Here is a 16,681-nt window from a genome sequence, read left to right as displayed (position 1 = left end):
ATGGTTGGGTCACCTAAGTTGTTTATTTCCGCCCTGGCACTGCTATAGTGCCGGGGCTTTTTCATTTCAGAATTTCAAAGACGAAAGTGATTTTCCCTTTAATAACCACTGGAAATTTCAGTTTCTCAAAATAATGTAAACAAGATAAATGATATACATGGCCACAAGGATGAAACCCTCTGTTTTTCCGATTTTATAATGGGTCCTTGAGAATAGAAACAATAATAAGCTTAGTGCGATCATAATCATGACATCGACAAAGATTTTCCCATTTACAGATAAAGGCGAAATGACAGCGGAAGCCCCCAGCACAAATAAAATATTGAAGATGTTGCTTCCCACAACATTTCCTAGTGCGATGCCACTTTCCTTCTTCAATGCAGCGGATATAGAGGTTACAAGTTCAGGAAGGGATGTACCAATCGCAATGATGGTTAATCCCACTAAAGTTTTACTCATCCCAAGGTTATAGGCGATTTCTGTGCCGCTGTCTACCACCAGGTCGCCGCCAAAAATAATAGCTATTAAACCTGCCAGCGTCAAAAGACTGTTTTTTCCCCACTTTATATTAGAGGGGATGGTTTCATGTGTCGATTCTTTTCTACTTTTCATCCCTACTTCAATTACATAGTACATAAAAATAGATAGGAACAATAAAAAGATGATGCCATCACTACGTGTAAGTAAGTTTTCACTTAGACCTTGTAACTCCATATCACTAATAAGTACGAGTAAAGCTCCACTAGCGAGCAATACAAATGGGATTTCTTTTTTCGTTGTTTCGCTCTCTACCATTAATGGATATAGGAAAGCGGCTATCCCTACAACTAAAGTGACATTAAAGATATTACTTCCTACAACATTTCCCAGCGAAATCTCAGCATTTCCTTGTAAGGCTGCGATGATGCTGACTGTCGCCTCAGGAGAGCTTGTGCCGAAAGCTACTATAGTTAACCCTATTAAAATAGGAGGTACACGGAGTAGCCTGGCAATGTTTGAAGACCCATCAACGAATAAATCGGCTCCTTTAATCAATAAGCCAAAGCCGACAATTAATAAAATGTATGCCATATTCGCCTATCAAACTCCTTTATTACTTTTTACTAGTTTTCCCATACCCTCATTCGTTGCCGTTGAAAAGTAGGAGAACTACAGCAATTCTGCTACGCAAATAACACAGCAAAAGAAAGCACCTTACCGAATGCCCAGGTAGTATCATGACAAGGTGCTTTCTTTTTGGGTTTATTTACTTTACATTTTTACGGATCATTAAATCAGATACAACAAAAGCGAGGTCGTCATTTCCATAGAGAGACAGCACTTCAAGCAGAGTTTCAGAATCAATGTGATCCGACTCCTTTTTTGGGACGGTCAGCTCCAGGGCATCGACCAGTTCTTTATTTTTCTCTTGATATGGATAGGCCTCTTTATAAATGGCTATAGGGTCCAGGTCGAGGTTGATGCACCACTGGGCAAAAAGCAAAATCATCATTTTTTCGCCTTTTTGATAATTACGAATGACTTCTTCTTCATGGCTCCGATCCACCAAGCATACCTCCTTTAAGCGGGGGACGTTTTTTGTCGTCTACTTGCAACAGTAGAATCATTTCCTCCTACCATGATAGCAGATATCTATGAAAGCGTGGTCCGTTGCTTTTGTTGAATCGTGAGTATAACAAAAAAGCAGGAGGCTAAGTGTGCCTCCTGCTTCTTACTTACGCGTTATGATAAGCCAAATCTTTCTTCTTCTTCAAATCAAAACGATCCGCGTTCATCACTTTTACCCATGCCGCAACAAAGTCGTGCACAAATTTCTCTTTGTTATCTTCCTGAGCATACACTTCACCAAGCGCACGCAGGACAGAGTTGGATCCGAAGACGAGGTCGACGCGTGTTGCTTTTCTGACAAGCTCGCCTGTCTGACGGTCACGTCCTTCGTATTCGTTGTAATCACTCGGCTTCCACTCGATTCCCATATCAAGAAGGTTCACGAAAAAGTCGTTCGTCAGTGTACCGACGTTGTCTGTGAATACGCCGTAGTCTGTGTCGTTGTAGTTTGCTCCAAGTACGCGCATACCACCAACAAGTACAGTCATCTCAGGTGCAGAAAGACCAAGAAGCTGTGCTTTGTCGACAAGCAGTTCCTCGGGGCTCAACGTATATCTCTTCTTCTCATAGTTACGGAATCCATCAGCCATCGGCTCGAGGACTTCAAAGCTTTCTTCATCGGTTTGTTCTTGGGTGGCATCGCCACGGCCGGAGACAAATGGAACCGTTACTTCGACACCTGCATCTTTGGCCGCTTTTTCTACGGCTACGCTTCCGCCCAGGACGATTAAATCAGCAAGGCTGACTTCTTTATCGAACTGTTTTTGAATACCTTCATAAACCGCAAGCACTTTGGAAAGCTGTTGTGGTTCGTTTACTTCCCAATCTTTTTGTGGAGCAAGTCGGATGCGGGCACCGTTCGCCCCGCCACGCATGTCAGAGCCTCGATACGTGCTTGCTGCAGCCCAGGCCGTTTTCACAAGTTCGCTCACTGAAAGTCTGGAATCGAGGATTTTTTCTTTCAACTCTGCCACTTCAGCGTCCGTCAACTCATAATTAACCGTAGGAATTGGATCCTGCCAGATCAAGTCTTCATCAGGGACTTCTGGTCCGAGATATCTTGCTTTTGGTCCCATGTCACGGTGAAGAAGCTTGAACCATGCACGTGCAAAGGCATCAGCAAATTCATCCGGGTTCTGATGATAACGGCGTGAAATTTTTTCATAATCAGGGTCCATACGCAGAGCCATGTCAGCTGTTGTCATAAAGGTAGGAACTTTTACAGATGAATCTTCTGCATCCGGAGCCATGTCTTCTTTTTTAGGATTGACCGGAGCCCACTGGTTGGCACCTGCTGCACTCTTCGTCAGCTCCCATTCGTATCCGAACAAAAGATCATAGTAGCCGTTGTCCCAAACGGTCGGATTCGCTGTCCATGCACCATCTACACCACTCGTGATCGTGTCGCGGCCTTTTCCGCTACCGTGAGAGCTCATCCAGCCTAAGCCTTGATCTTCAATGTCAGCCGCTTCAGGGGATGCACCGACTTTGTCAGGGTCGCCGGCACCATGAGCTTTACCGAAGGTGTGACCACCAGCGACAAGAGCAACAGTCTCTTCGTCATTCATCCCCATACGGGCGAATGTTTCCCGGATGTCACGTGCACTCGCAAGCGGATCCGGTTCGCCATTAGGACCTTCAGGGTTTACATAGATCAGTCCCATCTGCACGGCAGCGAGCGGGTTTTCGAGTTCACGGTCACCGGAGTAACGGTTGTCGCCGAGCCATTCTTTTTCATTTCCCCAATAGACATCTTCTTCTGGATGCCAGACGTCTTCACGGCCTGCGCCAAATCCAAAAGTTTTCAAGCCCATGGATTCAAGCGCGACGTTTCCGGTAAGTACGAGCAAATCTGCCCATGATATTTTATTGCCATATTTCTGCTTGATCGGCCATAGCAGACGGCGGGCTTTATCAAGGTTCGCGTTATCCGGCCAGCTGTTCAGAGGTGCGAAACGCTGGGTACCTGTGGCACCACCACCGCGTCCATCTCCTGTACGGTAGGTTCCGGCTGCGTGCCAGGACATACGGATGAAGAGGGGACCATAGTGTCCGTAATCCGCCGGCCACCAGTCCTGACTATCTGTCATCAGCTCATGCAAGTCCTGCTTCAGGGCGTAATAGTCAAGTTTGTTGAATTCTTCTTCATAATCGAAGTCTTCTCCCATTGGGTTCGATTTTTTATCATGCTGACGTAAAATATGCAGATTGAGCTGGTTCGGCCACCAGTCTTTGTTCGTTGTGCCGACTTTCGTTGTCGTTACCGCACTTTCTTCCTTCGTTTTTTCGTGGGTTACGGGACACTTACCAGCTTGGCTGTCATGCATTTCATTTTTGTCCATGAATGATACCCTCCTATATTTGTGAAAAAATTATAATCGGTCTTAGATTATAATTATAATAAAAAGGCGCGAATTTTGAAAGGAAGAACCCTCTGATTTACTGGAAAAAATTTTATTTCATTAATAGGAGATGAAAGTGAATCATATTTTAGTAGATTTATAATGTCTATGAAGCAGGAGGGAGCATTGGAAGAAAGGGATAGGGATGAGATCACGGCATACATGAACGCATAAATTCAAGAGAAAGTCTTCGCATTTTTAAATACAAATTCATTGAAAAATATTCCCATTGTGTATAGCATGAAAGCATTGATTCTAGTAAACGATGCTCCCGAGCAAACATAGAAAATCAGCCGATGAGATAGGGGAATGATTGTGCGTCACATATCCAACTACTTATACATATTTTATTCGTTCGTCTTTGCCTTGAATGTTGTTCACGTGTTTTGGAGCAACTCTACCTTATATACCATCATAGGAATTCTAGGAATCGTCATGCTGGCGATCAGTTTCCCTCGTGCCGATCGTGTGTTCAAGATCTTAGGGATGGTGCTTTTAGTTGCTGGAGCGTTTTTCTTTTTCTCGAGCGATACGACATTCCAGGAGATTCCTTCGTTCTTTGCCGGGAACATTGGACTCCTCTTCCTATTATCCATGCTTCCATGGATGAATAGTGTCGTTAAAGCGGGAAGGTATAACAAGCTTCTGCAATCCTTATTAGGAACTAACGTCAAAGGACTAGGTTCCTTGTATGTCCGCAGTGAAGTGACCATGGTATCCTTGGCCGCTTTCCTGAACTTGTCTTCTGCCACCATCTCGCAGGACTTGCTGAAGGAACAGTTGAAAGATGTAAAAACGAAAGTGAAGAACAGTTTTATTTTAATGGCGACACTGCGGGGGTATTCGCTTGCTTTATTATGGAGCCCGCTTGAAATCCTGCTTGCGACCTCGATTTTCATTACCGGGGCGAACTATCTAGAGGTTCTGCCATGGATGCTGTTGATCGCGGTTCTTGGGATTTCGATGGATTCATTCATTGGTAAAATGATGTTCCGTAAACACCAGATCGAATCACCTTCATTAGAAAAAGGGACCGGGAAAAGCCGTAAAAAACTGGTCCAGTTCGTTGTCGCGCTCGTCCTGTTTTTAGCGGTGGTCGTATTCTTAGGAAACGTCGTTCAGCTGGACTTTCTTTTTGCTGTGACCGTATCGATCTTCCCTTTCGCTTTCACATGGGCTGTGCTCGTGAAGCGGAAAAGAAGTTTCCTGCAGATCGGCTGGCCGACATGGAAATGGAAAACGAACCACTTGAGCAACTTTATCGTTCTCCTGCTCGCCCTTTCCTTTTTGACGGAAACGTTGAACGCTTCGCCATACTTGAAATATTTGCAGGATCCGCTTATTGCGCTTGAAGGAAGTCCACTTCTCATTATGCTCTTCATCCAGGCCGCTTTCCTTGTAATGACGCTGTTAGGAGTCCATCCGCTGGCAACGATGGGAATCTTCGGAGGTGTCAGTGAACTATTGATTGGAACGTTTCCAGAGGTTACGCTGACGATCCTTCTGTCTGCCTGTGCGATTGCGACAGTACCATCCGCCCCTTATGGGTTGATTGTGACGATTACTTCTGTAGCCTTACGGATGAATCCGTACCAAATTGTGCTCAGAAACCTGCCGTACAGTATCTTGCTTGGTTTCTTAGGAATAGGCATTTCCTTACTCACGCTGTTGGTTTATTAAATTCAAATATCAGATAATAAGGGTTGATAGAATGTTGAAATTCTATCAATCTTTTTTTGTCCAGATTTTTATGTACCAACTCTACTCTTTGGGAAGCTGGTTTGATCCTTAGCGAACGAGAAACAGGCCCTACGACCAACAATCAGGAAGGAATCACAAAAAATAAAAGCGCTGATTCTCTTAATCAGCGCTTGTTGCATAATTGAAAATAAGGTATGGAAAAGGTTCCGCATTATTCAGGTGAACGCAGTTCGGCTTCTGTCACCCATTTGTGGTCTGTGACTTCCTGATCGCCATTAACGGTTGTAAAGTCCAGCATGTAAACAGTGGTTTGTTCGGCTGAATCAATGGTCGCTGCTGCTCCCTCCATGCCTTCCATGTGATCAGTGTTAAGCGTCACTTCCGTCCCTTCTTCAAGGGGAGCGTCTCCAGGTTCTTCAAGCTCTTCGTGTATGACCCATTTGTGATCTGTCACAGGTTCTCCGCCTGAAGTAGGGGTGAAGGATACGGCATAAGCAGTCGTATTGAAAGCTCCTGTGACCGTAGCTTCCGCCCCTTTCATCATTGGCTCATCACCTTCAGCATGTTCGGCCTCGATGATCACTTGGTCGCCTTCATTGAATGCAGGGTTATCTGCCTCTTCCAATCCATCTGGAATTTCACCATCACTGGACATGTTATGGCTGTGCCCTTCTTCCATAGAATGATCATCTTCCATGTTTTCCTGGCTGCTATCATCTTGATTTATTTCCTCTTCATTGGCTGCTTCTTCATTACTTTCTTCATTGCCCTGATTTTCTTCATTTCCACACGCGCTCAAGAGAAGAATCAAACTTAACAATAGGGAAATCCCGTAACGTTTTTTCATGCGAATCCCTTCCTTTCTATTGGTAGTGAACAACAATATATCAAATTCTTCCCATTAAGAAAAAGATCAATGCTTGAGACAGAGAAAAATGATTCCAAGGATAGAAAGGTAAAAGAACAGGTTGAAGAAAAAGTCTATAAAAAATCCATAAATTCTGCACAATTGGCGGGTATAGACAAATAAACGCTACATTGATTAAGGAATATCCTACGTGTGTTATTTATATACACTACGTGGTATACGTATTATAGAAAAGGAGGAATGATGATGGGCGGAATGATGGATGGTAACGGAATGGGTAACAGCTTTTTCGGAGGATTTTTTAGCTTTGGTTTGATTTTCCTGATTCTTATCATCGCTATTTTTCTTATAGCCAGATGGATGATGAAACCGAATGCAAAAGAATTTAATGATAAGGAGCGAGGAGAATCGAGTTCAAAAGATGTGTTGAAGAAACGCTTAGCAAGTGGGGAGATCACAGAAGAAGAATATGATCGTTTGAAGAAGAAATTGGATGAGTGATGTGGGAGGTAGAAGTGGTGAAACGGATGTGGTTTGGATCATTCATGATTATAGCGCTCATTGCTGTAGGAGTCTGGGTATTCTTTCAATCTCCATTTATGCAGGAGAAGAGCGCAGGGGAGTTAAACAGTAGTGAACAAGGACAAAGTATTCTGGACATTCAACCGATTGATGCCGGCAGCCGGCCTACAAAACAATTTGAGCTAACGGCGAAGGAAACAGATTGGGAAATACAGACGGGGGAATCCGTCAATGCCTGGACCTATAATGGAACGGTCCCTGGTGAGGCTTTACGTGTTCAACAGGGCGATTTTGTTCAAGTGGAACTGCACAATGAATTAGAAGTTCCTGTCACCATTCATTGGCATGGGGTTATTCTCCCCAATCGGATGGATGGAGTTCCGGGGGTGACCCAGGATGCTGTAGAACCGGGGGAATCCTTCACATATGAATTTATAGCAGAAGACGCAGGAACATATTGGTATCATTCACATCAACATAGTTCTCTCCAAGTAGACAAGGGTTTATATGGGCCGCTTGTTGTTGAAGAAAAAGGGGAGAAACCGGAACATGATGAGGTTTTCATCTTAGACGAATGGGCGGTTAACCAGGACCGTGAGAACTGGACGAATATGGGTGGAATGATGATGGGTTCGATGCAGGGAGATGGTGAAGCAGATACAAAAGAAATGTACGATACATTCACAGTGAACGGCAAAGCGGGAGATGCGATCGATCCTTTGAGAATGGAAGAAGGAGAAACAGCGCGGCTTCGCTTCGTCAATGCCGGATACCAGCTTCACCGACTCGTCTTTCCTGAAGGGTCCATGGAAATGCTCGCTGTCGATGCGGAGCCTGTGCAAAGTTCAGGGGAAAGAAACGTGTTGGAAATCGCCCCAGGTGAACGGATTGATGTCTTATACACGAAGGGAAAGGACGATGAAATCATTGGAGAAATGCCTTCGGTTGAAAACTCTCAGGATATGCAGATCCCTGTCCTCTCTTCGGATTCCAGTGGAGAGAATCTACAAGTGACTGGAAAAGACCCTGCAACCAGCAAAGGTACTTCTTATGCGAGTAAGGATCTGCTTTTCGATACCGTACCGGATGTGGACGTATCGTATGATATGAACCTTAGTATGGGGATGAACATGGGAGAAGGGATGATCTGGCAGATTAATGACCGCGTTTTTCCTGAAACGCCTCCGATTCAAGTGGAAAAAGGAGACATCGTGAAAGTGGATATCACCAATGAAGGGCGGTTAAATCATCCGATGCATTTGCACGGCCATCGTTTTCAGGTGGAAGCAGAAGATGGAGGAGCGGTCGTGAAAGATTTGATTAACGTGAAACCTGGAGAATCGTATACGATTTATTTCGAAGCGGACAATAAAGGGGAATGGTTGTTCCATTGTCATGATAATAATCACGCAGATCGTGGCATGGTAACCATTGTGGATTATACAAGTGTTTTTTCACCTTTCGAGCTGAATCAGACGAATCAGCCTTAATAATAGAAACGGAGGTTTAAAAGATGAGTGAAGAACATTCTCATGAAAAACATAAAGAACATCATGATGAAGAGTCTCATGAGGGCCATGATCATTCTCACGAAGGTCATGATCACGGAGCGATGATCGATGATTTCAAACGAAGGTTTTATATATCATTAATTATTACAATACCTATTCTGGTCCTTTCACCTATGATTCAAGAGCTTTTGGGATTCAGCTTCACATTCCCGTTTGATCAATATGTTTTATTCGGTTTAGCTACCTTCGTTTTCTTCTACGGAGGGTGGCCGTTCTTAACAGGGGCCCTCGATGAATTGAAAAATAAAAATCCCGGTATGATGACTCTGATCGGACTCGCCATATTCGTGGCTTATGCCTACAGTTCCCTCGTCGTATTCGGATGGTCGGGAAGAAACTTCTTTTGGGAATTGGCTACTTTGATCGATATTATGCTCCTGGGTCACTGGATTGAGATGAAGTCCGTGATGGGGGCTTCTAATGCTCTACAGGAATTGGTAAAACTGATGCCGAGTGAGGCCCACCGCCTGACAGAGGACGACCAAGTCGAAGATGTGCCCGTCCATGAACTGAAAGAGAATGATCGTGTACTCGTGAAGCCGGGAGAGAAAATTCCGGTTGATGGAAAAATTATAGATGGGAAATCAGCGATTGATGAATCCATGCTTACTGGCGAGTCAGTGCCGGTAGAGAAAGAAGAGGGAGAAGAAGTGATCGGCGGTTCCATTAATAAAGAAGGAAGTCTCACGCTGGAGGTAGAAAAGTTAGGAGATGACACCTATTTATCCCAAGTCATCACACTTGTGGAAGAAGCACAAAACTCAAAATCCAAAGCACAGGATTTCGCTAATCGTGCGGCTAAATGGTTGTTCTACCTGGCTCTGGGGGCGGGGATCACAACGTTTGTAGTGTGGCTCGCCTTAGGTTTTTCATTGGATGTAGCCTTAGAGCGTATGGTCACTGTCATGGTCATCACATGTCCTCACGCCTTAGGATTGGCAGCACCTCTGGTTGTCGCAGTTTCCACTTCACTCTCTGCAAAACAGGGGCTCCTTATAAGGAACCGGACACAGTTCGAAAATGCACGTAACGTGGATGCCGTTATTTTTGATAAAACAGGGACACTTACAAAAGGGGAGTTCGGCGTGACCGACCTTATTACAGAAAAAGATGATGAAAAAGACCTCCTTTACTGGGCAGCGAGTGCAGAGCAGAACTCTGAACACCCATTGGCTCAAGGGATTCTGAAGGAAGCAGAAGACAAGGAGATTTCTCTTGGAAAAGTGGAAGACTTTGATTCCGTTACTGGAAAAGGATTGAAAGGAACCGTGGACGGAAAAGAAGTGAAAGTCATGAGCCCGGGATATATGAAAGAGCACGAATACAACTATGATCAGGAAACGTTCAGCCGCTTATCGGAAGAAGGAAAAACGGTCGTCTTTGTCCTCCTGGATGACACCTATCTCGGAATGATTGCCTTAGCTGATATGGTCCGTGATTCTGCGAAGGAGGCTGTATCTGAATTGAAAGAAAGAGGCATCCGTTCCATCATGCTCACTGGGGATCACCAACGAGTGGCCGACTGGGTGGCTGAACAGATCGGCATTGATGAAGTGTATGCGGAAGTCATGCCGGATCACAAAGCGGATCAAGTGAAAAAAGTCCAGGCAGAAGGCAGAAAAGTGGCCATGACCGGAGACGGGATCAATGATGCGCCAGCTCTCGCGACTGCCGATGTAGGGATCGCTATCGGAAGTGGAACCGATGTGGCGGTGGAAACAGCGGATATTGTACTCGTGAAGAGCAATCCAAGAGATATCGTATCCATCGTAACCTTATCGAAAAACACCTATAAGAAAATGGTCCAGAACTTATGGTGGGCAGCGGGCTATAACATCTTTTCGATTCCACTGGCCGCAGGCGTTCTTGCTCCTGTCGGAATCGTATTAAGCCCTGCAGTCGGAGCTGTGCTCATGAGTCTGAGTACAGTGATTGTGGCGATTAATGCAAAACTTCTCAAAGCATCCTGATTTCTGTTTCCTGCACAGATTCTGCACAAATAGAGGGTAGGATTAAAATAAATAGGTCCTTCCCTTAAAAATGAGAGGTTATATGAAGCATAAAATATCAATCAAATTAGGATTACTTTTCTTTATCTCTATGATTTTAATCGAACTCTTGCTTTTTGCAGTATTATATACAACCGTTTCTACCCATCGAATCAATGAAGTGATGGAGGAGTTATTGACGCGCGGTGCCGGTCACCGTGATGTATTAGAAAATTATTTTGATGAATCAACGCTCGCTCATGTAGCCTTGATGGAATCTGAAGCTGTTACAGAGGTGATCATTACAGATGGAGATGGAAACATTTTATCGGAATCGTTTAATGAAGAAGGCTATCCGGATATCTTTTATGAATCGATTGATGGAAAGATAGAAGAGGAGGAGAGGGTCATTGAAGATGAATGGAGGACAGAGCCCTATGTGGCTACAGTCTCTCCAATCATCGTGGAGAATGAACAGATAGGAAATGTGTTCATGTTTTCTCCTTCAGAAGTGATTCGGAGCATTATTGGTCATCTAACCCGCCAGTTTGTCCTCGTTATGGCCGTTCTTATCTTGGTTACGATTCTGATCGTTGTCGCTCTGTCCAAATTTATTACCCGTCCCCTTATTCGGATGAAAGAAGTGACAGAGAACTTGAGTACCGGAAAAGTGGAAGAGTATCTGGATGAACATCCGAATGATGAACTGGGGGTTCTTGCCTCTTCGATCAACCGATTATCCGAAGATCTTGAACGAATAAAAAAAGAGCGTCACGATTTTTTATCTGCAATCGCTCATGAACTGAGGACGCCTCTCACTTATGTCAAAGGCTATGCAGATGTTGCGGCAAAAAAGAAGACATCCTCCGAAGATAAAGATCACTATTTGAACATCATAAAAGAAGAAGCGACTCACTTGACGGACATGGTCCAGCAACTTTTTCAGCTTGCAAAAATGGATGAAAATACGTTTGCTATTGAACCTGAACATGTGGACGTTTCCTTGGTTCTCGAAGAATTAAAGAATCATCTGTATCCCGTCTTGAAGGAAAAGAAAACCCATTTGCTCATAGATGTTCCGCCAAATACGAAGGTTTATGCGGACCCTATGCGATTGAAACAGGTTATTCATAACATCGTGGAAAATGCCCTCCGTTATGGAGGAGAAAAGACAACGATAAAGATGACAGCGGAAACAAAAAAACAGCACGTGATCATCAGGATATCTGATGACGGGCCCGGGGTCCCTGAAGACTCTCTGCCTTACTTATTCGAACGGTTATACCGTGTTGATAAAGCCAGGTCAAGGGAAATCGGAGGAACAGGACTAGGCCTTTCCATTGTACGGGAAATCGTTGAATTGCACGGGGGAGTCGTGAAAGCTTTTAATGAAGAAGGATTGACGATCTCAATCACTTGGCCAAAGGAAGATAACGATGAAAAGAATACTCTTAGTCGATGATGAAAAGCGAATGTTGGACTTATTAGAACTGTATTTGGTCCCTCACGGATATGAGGTTCACAAAGTGAGAAGCGGGACGGAAGGGTTGGAAGAACTGCGAATCTACTCTTACGACCTTGTTCTCTTGGATATTATGATGAAGGATATGGATGGAATGGAAACATGCCGGCGAATACGTACCTTCAGTAAGGTTCCAATCATTATGTTGACCGCTAAAGATCAGAAAGAAGACGTCATCCGTGGATTGAAAACAGGAGCGGATGACTACATAACCAAGCCTTTCGATGAAGAGATCCTGATTGCTCGAATAGAAGCCTTATTGAGGAGAGAAAATCCGCAGTCCTCGATCCAAGTGAATGGTTTGGAGTGGAATAGTGATACTTACGAATTGCACTTCGGGAACGAGGAAATTTCTTTGACACCGAAAGAGTTTCAACTCTTAGGCCTACTGCTTAAACATCCGAACCATGTTTATGATAGGAATGATCTGCTCGATCTCGTATGGGGCATTCAATCAGATACAGGGGGAAGAACGATTGATTCCCATGTCCGTCACATCCGTGAAAAAATCCGTCGCTCAGGCTTCCCGATCAATGACCACTTGAAAACGGTCTGGGGTGTCGGATACAAATGGATAAATAAGTAAAAAACAAGTTTACTTATACGGGTACTGGGTATTATAACTATGTAAGATCAAAATAATAAGGAGGAATTAATTTATGGCTCACCAGCAGTATCAGGAAACGCTTAAGGTTTTACATGAATGTATGGAGGCATGCAATCATTGTTATGATGCTTGTCTTAAAGAAGAAGACGTGAAAATGATGGCTGAGTGTATTCGTTTGGATCGTGAGTGTGCAGATATTTGTGGATACTTAGAAGCAGCGATCACGAGAGGTACTCCTTATGTGGCGGAACTAGCATCTGTATGTGCGAAAATTTGTGATGATTGCGGTAAAGAATGCGCGAAGCATGATCATGACCATTGCCAAGCATGCGCGAAAGCTTGCCAAGAGTGTGCCGATGCTTGTAGAAAGATTGCGTAACCTAAAAAAACAGATCAGCTGAAGAGCTGATCTGATTTTATTTTTGTAGAGAATTTTTTTATATAGGTACCTTAATGAAGGAGAGACTATAGCAATTTCTTTGAAAGCGGATAGACCCCGATGCTTTGGATGACGAGAGAAATCAATACCGTCGCAAAAGCTAATGATAGAAACAATTCATGACCACCCGTCTGCTGAACTTGAAAACTTAAAATAAGAAACACGGACATTGTTCCTTTCAGGCCGGACCATGAGATCACAGTTGATTCACGCCAGGAAATTTCTTTCCGCCAATGGGGGAAAAGGGTTGTACTGCCTGCAATGATGAGGAACCGGACGACCATCGATAGCAGGAAGACGAGAAAAGCAAATCCCCAGACAGGTGTGCTCAAATAGGGAGCGGCTTTGATACCGATCAGTAGAAATAATAGAGAAAGCAGCGAAATCTCAACGATGCCCCAAAAACCGTCCAATGACTCTTTGAAATGTTCTTCCTTTATGGTTCGACCGTATTCAAAGGAAAGCATAAGACCAGCCGATACTGTTGCGAGAACCCCAGATACTCCAGTGGCTTCCGCCAGGTTGAATATTCCATAGGCCACAACGATACTTAGCATCACCTGATATTCTTTGTTGTGGGTGTAATGAACGCCCTTACTCATCAACCAGCCGAACACGATCCCCAAGCAAGCTCCACCTAAGGAAACGACTAAAAACTCGCTCGTAAATGAGAAGAGAGAGAAATCTTCATTGCTCGTATAAATGCTCAGAAGCACTGAGAACATCACGATGCTTGTCCCGTCATTCAGAAGGGATTCCCCTTCAACGACATCCGCGATCTTTTCATCGCCCGTAGAATTTTTTAAGATCGACACAACGGAAACAGGGTCGGTTGGCGTTAGGATGGAAGCAAGCAGTAAAGAACCGATGATAGAGAGCGAAAGGAAAGGTCCGCTCAGAATATAGACAAGCCCTCCCAGGATACCCACTGTCAACAGAAGTCCGGCAGTGGCTAGAAAAAGGATGAAGCCCATATGCTTTTTAAACTGATCCGCCGGAAAACGGTAGGCGGAAACAAATAAGAGAGCGGGGAGAAACACATGATAAATCATATGCTCTGTCACTTCGATGGAAGAAAAGTAAGGGATGAAAGATAAACCGAATCCAATAAAGACAAGAACCGTGGGTACAGGAAGGTTTTCCTGCTTTTTATCGAGTGTGAAGATGAAAAAACCGATGAACAATAGTAGGATTCCTTGTGTGATGGACATGGTCGAACCTCCTTTTTCTATGTATGGTTTGCCATTATCCTTTGGAAGAAATAATGAAACTTCTTTTATATAAACTATAGGATATCAAGCTGCTTTTTTCGCATAAGAAAGTGAACACGTGCTATGCTTATGATAAAAGCAATATACAAAAGGGGGTATATGGAGTGTCTAAAGAGTTTTGGAATGAGAGCTTTTCAAAAGAAACGTATGTGTACGGGAAACAAGCGAATACGTTCGTAGTTGAAATTACTGAACAGTTGAAAGAAGCCAGACACGTAGGTTGTTTCGCGGAGGGGGAAGGAAGAAATGCTGTCCACCTGGCGAAACAGGGACATCAGGTAACGGTATTCGATCAATCGGATGAAGGGCTGACCAAAGCTGAACAGTTGGCAGAAGAAGAGGGCGTTCATATAGATACTGTTCAGGCGGATTTGACGAAAAAAGAAATGGAAGCCGGCCAGTTTGATGCAGCGGTTATGGTCTTCGGTCATGTGCCGAAAGAGAGCCAATCGTTTCTTATTGAGCAGATGATACGGTCGGTAAAACCTGGAGGGGTTGTCCTCTTTGAAGTCTATTCTGAGGACCAGCTTGCTTATGGTACCGGAGGTCCGAAAGATAAACGCATGCTATATTCGCCTGAAGATGTTCTGCACTGGATCAGTGAGTACAAATGCCTGCATTTTTACTATGGTGAAGCGGACCGGACTGAAGGGGAACGGCATACAGGTGTCGGTCATGTGATTCAGGCATTCATTCGAGTATGAGGAAACGAGCCCTGCCATAACTGAAAGTGGATAGATTACGGATATCAATTAAAGTTGTGAGATATCAATTGAAAATCGAATATATCAATTATAATTCAAAGATATCAATCAAAAATGAAAAATATCAACCAAGACTCGTGAAAATCCCTGCTCCCCATTCTGAAAGGGGAGCAGGGATTTCTTTTTGTCTCTAGGTGCCGTCGCTTGGCGCTTATTCTCCAAAAGCCTCCGGCAGCATTTTAAATCCATCAACCTCGGCATCTTCTTCCACTTCAATCATAATGCAGCGTTTGCCTTTGTAATTGACCTGTCTGACATACTGCAGGTCCTGGGGGCTGATCGATATGTTGGCGATTTTTGTATTAATTTTAATCGATTTTGAATTGTATTTCGGCACGATACTGCTTGCTTTCAGTTCATATCCTTCATTGTCGGTAATCTGGGCGAAAGCATGCTTCACTTTTTCTGAATCGACCTGTTCGCCGCTCGATTTTAATACGCGTTCGACATCTCTGTAATCAAGCTTCGGCGGGGTATCGTCTTCGTTTTCCTCGACGGTGCGGTTGATTTCCCCATACACATTGGCGAGGGTGGAAGGGCTCAATTGGTCCCCGACGACGTCACGGATAACTTCTTCGAAAATGGCTTTATCCTCTTTCGCCGTCATGATTTCTTCCCCGTTTAACACGTCTTCAATGAAACGATAGTCCGGTTCGTTCGCTTTCCCGGCATAGTAGAGGATGTGGTTTACATCGGAAGCCCCGTCCGTAATTCCTGGGAAAAGGAAGCCGGTCATCGGGTTTTTCAAATCGATGACAGGATCGACTTCAATTTTATATTTGAACTCTTTCTCAATATAGTCGAACTGAATTTCTTTTTTCGGATCTTCGGTTTTATTGATACTGCAGAGGATGAACGGGTTCGAATAAACGGCGTCGCGACTGCTTTCCTCTGATTCTTCGCTGCGGCGTCTTGTCGGCTTCATATACTCAGCACGGATGAAGGAGATAACGACATCCTTTTCATACGGATGATCGCGGATGATTTTTTCCGTCATCTGAAGCATTTGTTCCTTCCAGTCGTCCACATGGTTACTTAGAAGACCTTTATGTAAAATCAGCTGGCTGTTGTCTTCGGCTTCACGCTGAAACTTCAGTTCGAACAGTTTTTCGTCGAGCTGCCCGGTGAGAAGCTTTTTGAAATTGTTCATATAGAGCTCTTGCTGATCTTTATCGAGCATTTCAAATGGCTGGCTCTGATGATGATAAATTTCTGTTGTTTCTTTCATGATATAGACGTTGAAAATATTTTTGATTTTCAATAGGTCATTATCCACTTTAAGCTGCCTGCGGATGCCGGCAATGTCTTTTTTGTCCATCCATCGTTCACTCCTAAATTGGTCATTCCTTTTCTGGTTCTCTTATTTTAACATAGAGAAAATATAAACAACCCAGAAATTGAAACAAAGGAGCGGTGGT

At 44.0% G+C, this 16,681-nt stretch carries 14 protein-coding genes; 8 read left to right on the top strand and 6 right to left on the bottom strand.

The features are described 5' to 3' along the window. Positions 1-117 precede the first annotated feature (117 nt). The 3 genes from DYE48_RS10885 to katG form a co-directional block, all read right to left on the bottom strand. Positions 118-1,071 carry a calcium/sodium antiporter gene (locus tag DYE48_RS10885; protein ID WP_115823653.1) on the bottom strand — a complete coding sequence of 318 codons (954 nt, stop codon included), beginning with the start codon at positions 1,069-1,071 and terminating at the stop codon, positions 118-120. A 175-nt stretch (positions 1,072-1,246) separates the two neighbouring features. Then, complete coding sequence (locus DYE48_RS10880) at positions 1,247-1,549, bottom strand: hypothetical protein (RefSeq protein WP_425269300.1); 303 nt, start codon at positions 1,547-1,549, stop codon at positions 1,247-1,249. A 166-nt stretch (positions 1,550-1,715) separates the two neighbouring features. After that, complete coding sequence (gene katG, locus DYE48_RS10875; protein WP_115823652.1) at positions 1,716-3,950, bottom strand: catalase/peroxidase HPI; 2,235 nt, start codon at positions 3,948-3,950, stop codon at positions 1,716-1,718. 369 nt (positions 3,951-4,319) lie between these two features. Between katG and DYE48_RS10870 the strand changes: the two genes are divergently transcribed. Next, complete coding sequence (locus DYE48_RS10870; protein ID WP_115823651.1) at positions 4,320-5,690, top strand: hypothetical protein; 1,371 nt, start codon at positions 4,320-4,322, stop codon at positions 5,688-5,690. A gap of 232 nt (positions 5,691-5,922) precedes the next feature. Here the strand turns inward: DYE48_RS10870 and DYE48_RS10865 are convergent, their stop codons facing one another. Beyond that, entirely contained in the window at positions 5,923-6,558 is a 636-nt protein-coding gene (locus tag DYE48_RS10865; protein ID WP_115823650.1) for a YdhK family protein, read from the bottom strand. Positions 6,559-6,825: 267 nt separating this feature from the next. On the opposite strand from DYE48_RS10865, the gene DYE48_RS10860 reads away from it, so the two are divergent. From DYE48_RS10860 to DYE48_RS10835, 6 genes are all read left to right on the top strand, one after another. Next, on the top strand, positions 6,826-7,080 hold the full coding sequence (locus tag DYE48_RS10860) for an SHOCT domain-containing protein (RefSeq protein ID WP_167449494.1): 255 nt from the start codon (positions 6,826-6,828) through the stop codon (positions 7,078-7,080). 26 nt (positions 7,081-7,106) lie between these two features. Continuing rightward, on the top strand, positions 7,107-8,591 hold the full coding sequence (locus DYE48_RS10855) for a multicopper oxidase family protein (protein ID WP_244199411.1): 1,485 nt from the start codon (positions 7,107-7,109) through the stop codon (positions 8,589-8,591). Positions 8,592-8,614: 23 nt separating this feature from the next. Continuing rightward, positions 8,615-10,642 carry a heavy metal translocating P-type ATPase gene (locus tag DYE48_RS10850; protein WP_115823647.1) on the top strand — a complete coding sequence of 676 codons (2,028 nt, stop codon included), beginning with the start codon at positions 8,615-8,617 and terminating at the stop codon, positions 10,640-10,642. A gap of 82 nt (positions 10,643-10,724) precedes the next feature. After that, positions 10,725-12,122 (top strand): sensor histidine kinase, encoded by a 1,398-nt coding sequence (locus DYE48_RS10845; protein ID WP_167449492.1) that lies wholly within the window; start codon positions 10,725-10,727, stop codon positions 12,120-12,122. After that, complete coding sequence (locus DYE48_RS10840; RefSeq protein WP_115823645.1) at positions 12,097-12,768, top strand: response regulator transcription factor; 672 nt, start codon at positions 12,097-12,099, stop codon at positions 12,766-12,768. Before DYE48_RS10845 ends, DYE48_RS10840 begins: the two co-directional genes overlap by 26 nt. A gap of 73 nt (positions 12,769-12,841) precedes the next feature. Next, positions 12,842-13,168 (top strand): four-helix bundle copper-binding protein, encoded by a 327-nt coding sequence (locus DYE48_RS10835; RefSeq protein ID WP_115823644.1) that lies wholly within the window; start codon positions 12,842-12,844, stop codon positions 13,166-13,168. Positions 13,169-13,254: 86 nt separating this feature from the next. Here the strand turns inward: DYE48_RS10835 and DYE48_RS10830 are convergent, their stop codons facing one another. Beyond that, the gene (locus DYE48_RS10830; protein WP_115823643.1) at positions 13,255-14,439 is read right to left on the bottom strand and encodes a cation:proton antiporter; all 1,185 of its coding nucleotides are present in this window, start codon (positions 14,437-14,439) and stop codon (positions 13,255-13,257) included. 164 nt (positions 14,440-14,603) lie between these two features. Here DYE48_RS10830 and DYE48_RS10825 point away from each other — a divergent pair, with 164 nt between their 5' ends. After that, positions 14,604-15,203 (top strand): class I SAM-dependent methyltransferase, encoded by a 600-nt coding sequence (locus tag DYE48_RS10825; protein ID WP_115823642.1) that lies wholly within the window; start codon positions 14,604-14,606, stop codon positions 15,201-15,203. A 211-nt stretch (positions 15,204-15,414) separates the two neighbouring features. On the opposite strand, the gene DYE48_RS10820 is transcribed toward DYE48_RS10825, so the two are convergent. Further along, positions 15,415-16,581 (bottom strand): DUF4317 domain-containing protein, encoded by a 1,167-nt coding sequence (locus DYE48_RS10820; protein ID WP_115823641.1) that lies wholly within the window; start codon positions 16,579-16,581, stop codon positions 15,415-15,417. Between the last annotated feature and the right edge of the window lie 100 nt (positions 16,582-16,681).

Origin of the sequence: Halobacillus trueperi, from assembly GCF_003386945.1 — a bacterium.
Classification (GTDB): Bacteria; Bacillota; Bacilli; order Bacillales; family Halobacillaceae; genus Halobacillus; species Halobacillus aidingensis.
Note: the sequence above shows the minus strand (reverse complement) of the source record. Positions and strands in the feature narration are given on the sequence as shown.

Coding starts and splice junctions, on each gene's coding strand:
- DYE48_RS10820 (WP_115823641.1), bottom strand. CDS start 16,581: ATGGACAAAAAAGACATTGCCGGCATCCGCAGGCAGCTTAAAGTGGAT.
- DYE48_RS10865 (WP_115823650.1), bottom strand. CDS start 6,558: ATGAAAAAACGTTACGGGATTTCCCTATTGTTAAGTTTGATTCTTCTC.
- DYE48_RS10840 (WP_115823645.1), top strand. CDS start 12,097: ATGAAAAGAATACTCTTAGTCGATGATGAAAAGCGAATGTTGGACTTA.
- DYE48_RS10850 (WP_115823647.1), top strand. CDS start 8,615: ATGAGTGAAGAACATTCTCATGAAAAACATAAAGAACATCATGATGAA.
- DYE48_RS10855 (WP_244199411.1), top strand. CDS start 7,107: ATGTGGTTTGGATCATTCATGATTATAGCGCTCATTGCTGTAGGAGTC.
- DYE48_RS10860 (WP_167449494.1), top strand. CDS start 6,826: ATGGGCGGAATGATGGATGGTAACGGAATGGGTAACAGCTTTTTCGGA.
- DYE48_RS10835 (WP_115823644.1), top strand. CDS start 12,842: ATGGCTCACCAGCAGTATCAGGAAACGCTTAAGGTTTTACATGAATGT.
- katG (WP_115823652.1), bottom strand. CDS start 3,950: ATGGACAAAAATGAAATGCATGACAGCCAAGCTGGTAAGTGTCCCGTA.
- DYE48_RS10885 (WP_115823653.1), bottom strand. CDS start 1,071: ATGGCATACATTTTATTAATTGTCGGCTTTGGCTTATTGATTAAAGGA.
- DYE48_RS10830 (WP_115823643.1), bottom strand. CDS start 14,439: ATGTCCATCACACAAGGAATCCTACTATTGTTCATCGGTTTTTTCATC.
- DYE48_RS10870 (WP_115823651.1), top strand. CDS start 4,320: ATGATTGTGCGTCACATATCCAACTACTTATACATATTTTATTCGTTC.
- DYE48_RS10845 (WP_167449492.1), top strand. CDS start 10,725: ATGAAGCATAAAATATCAATCAAATTAGGATTACTTTTCTTTATCTCT.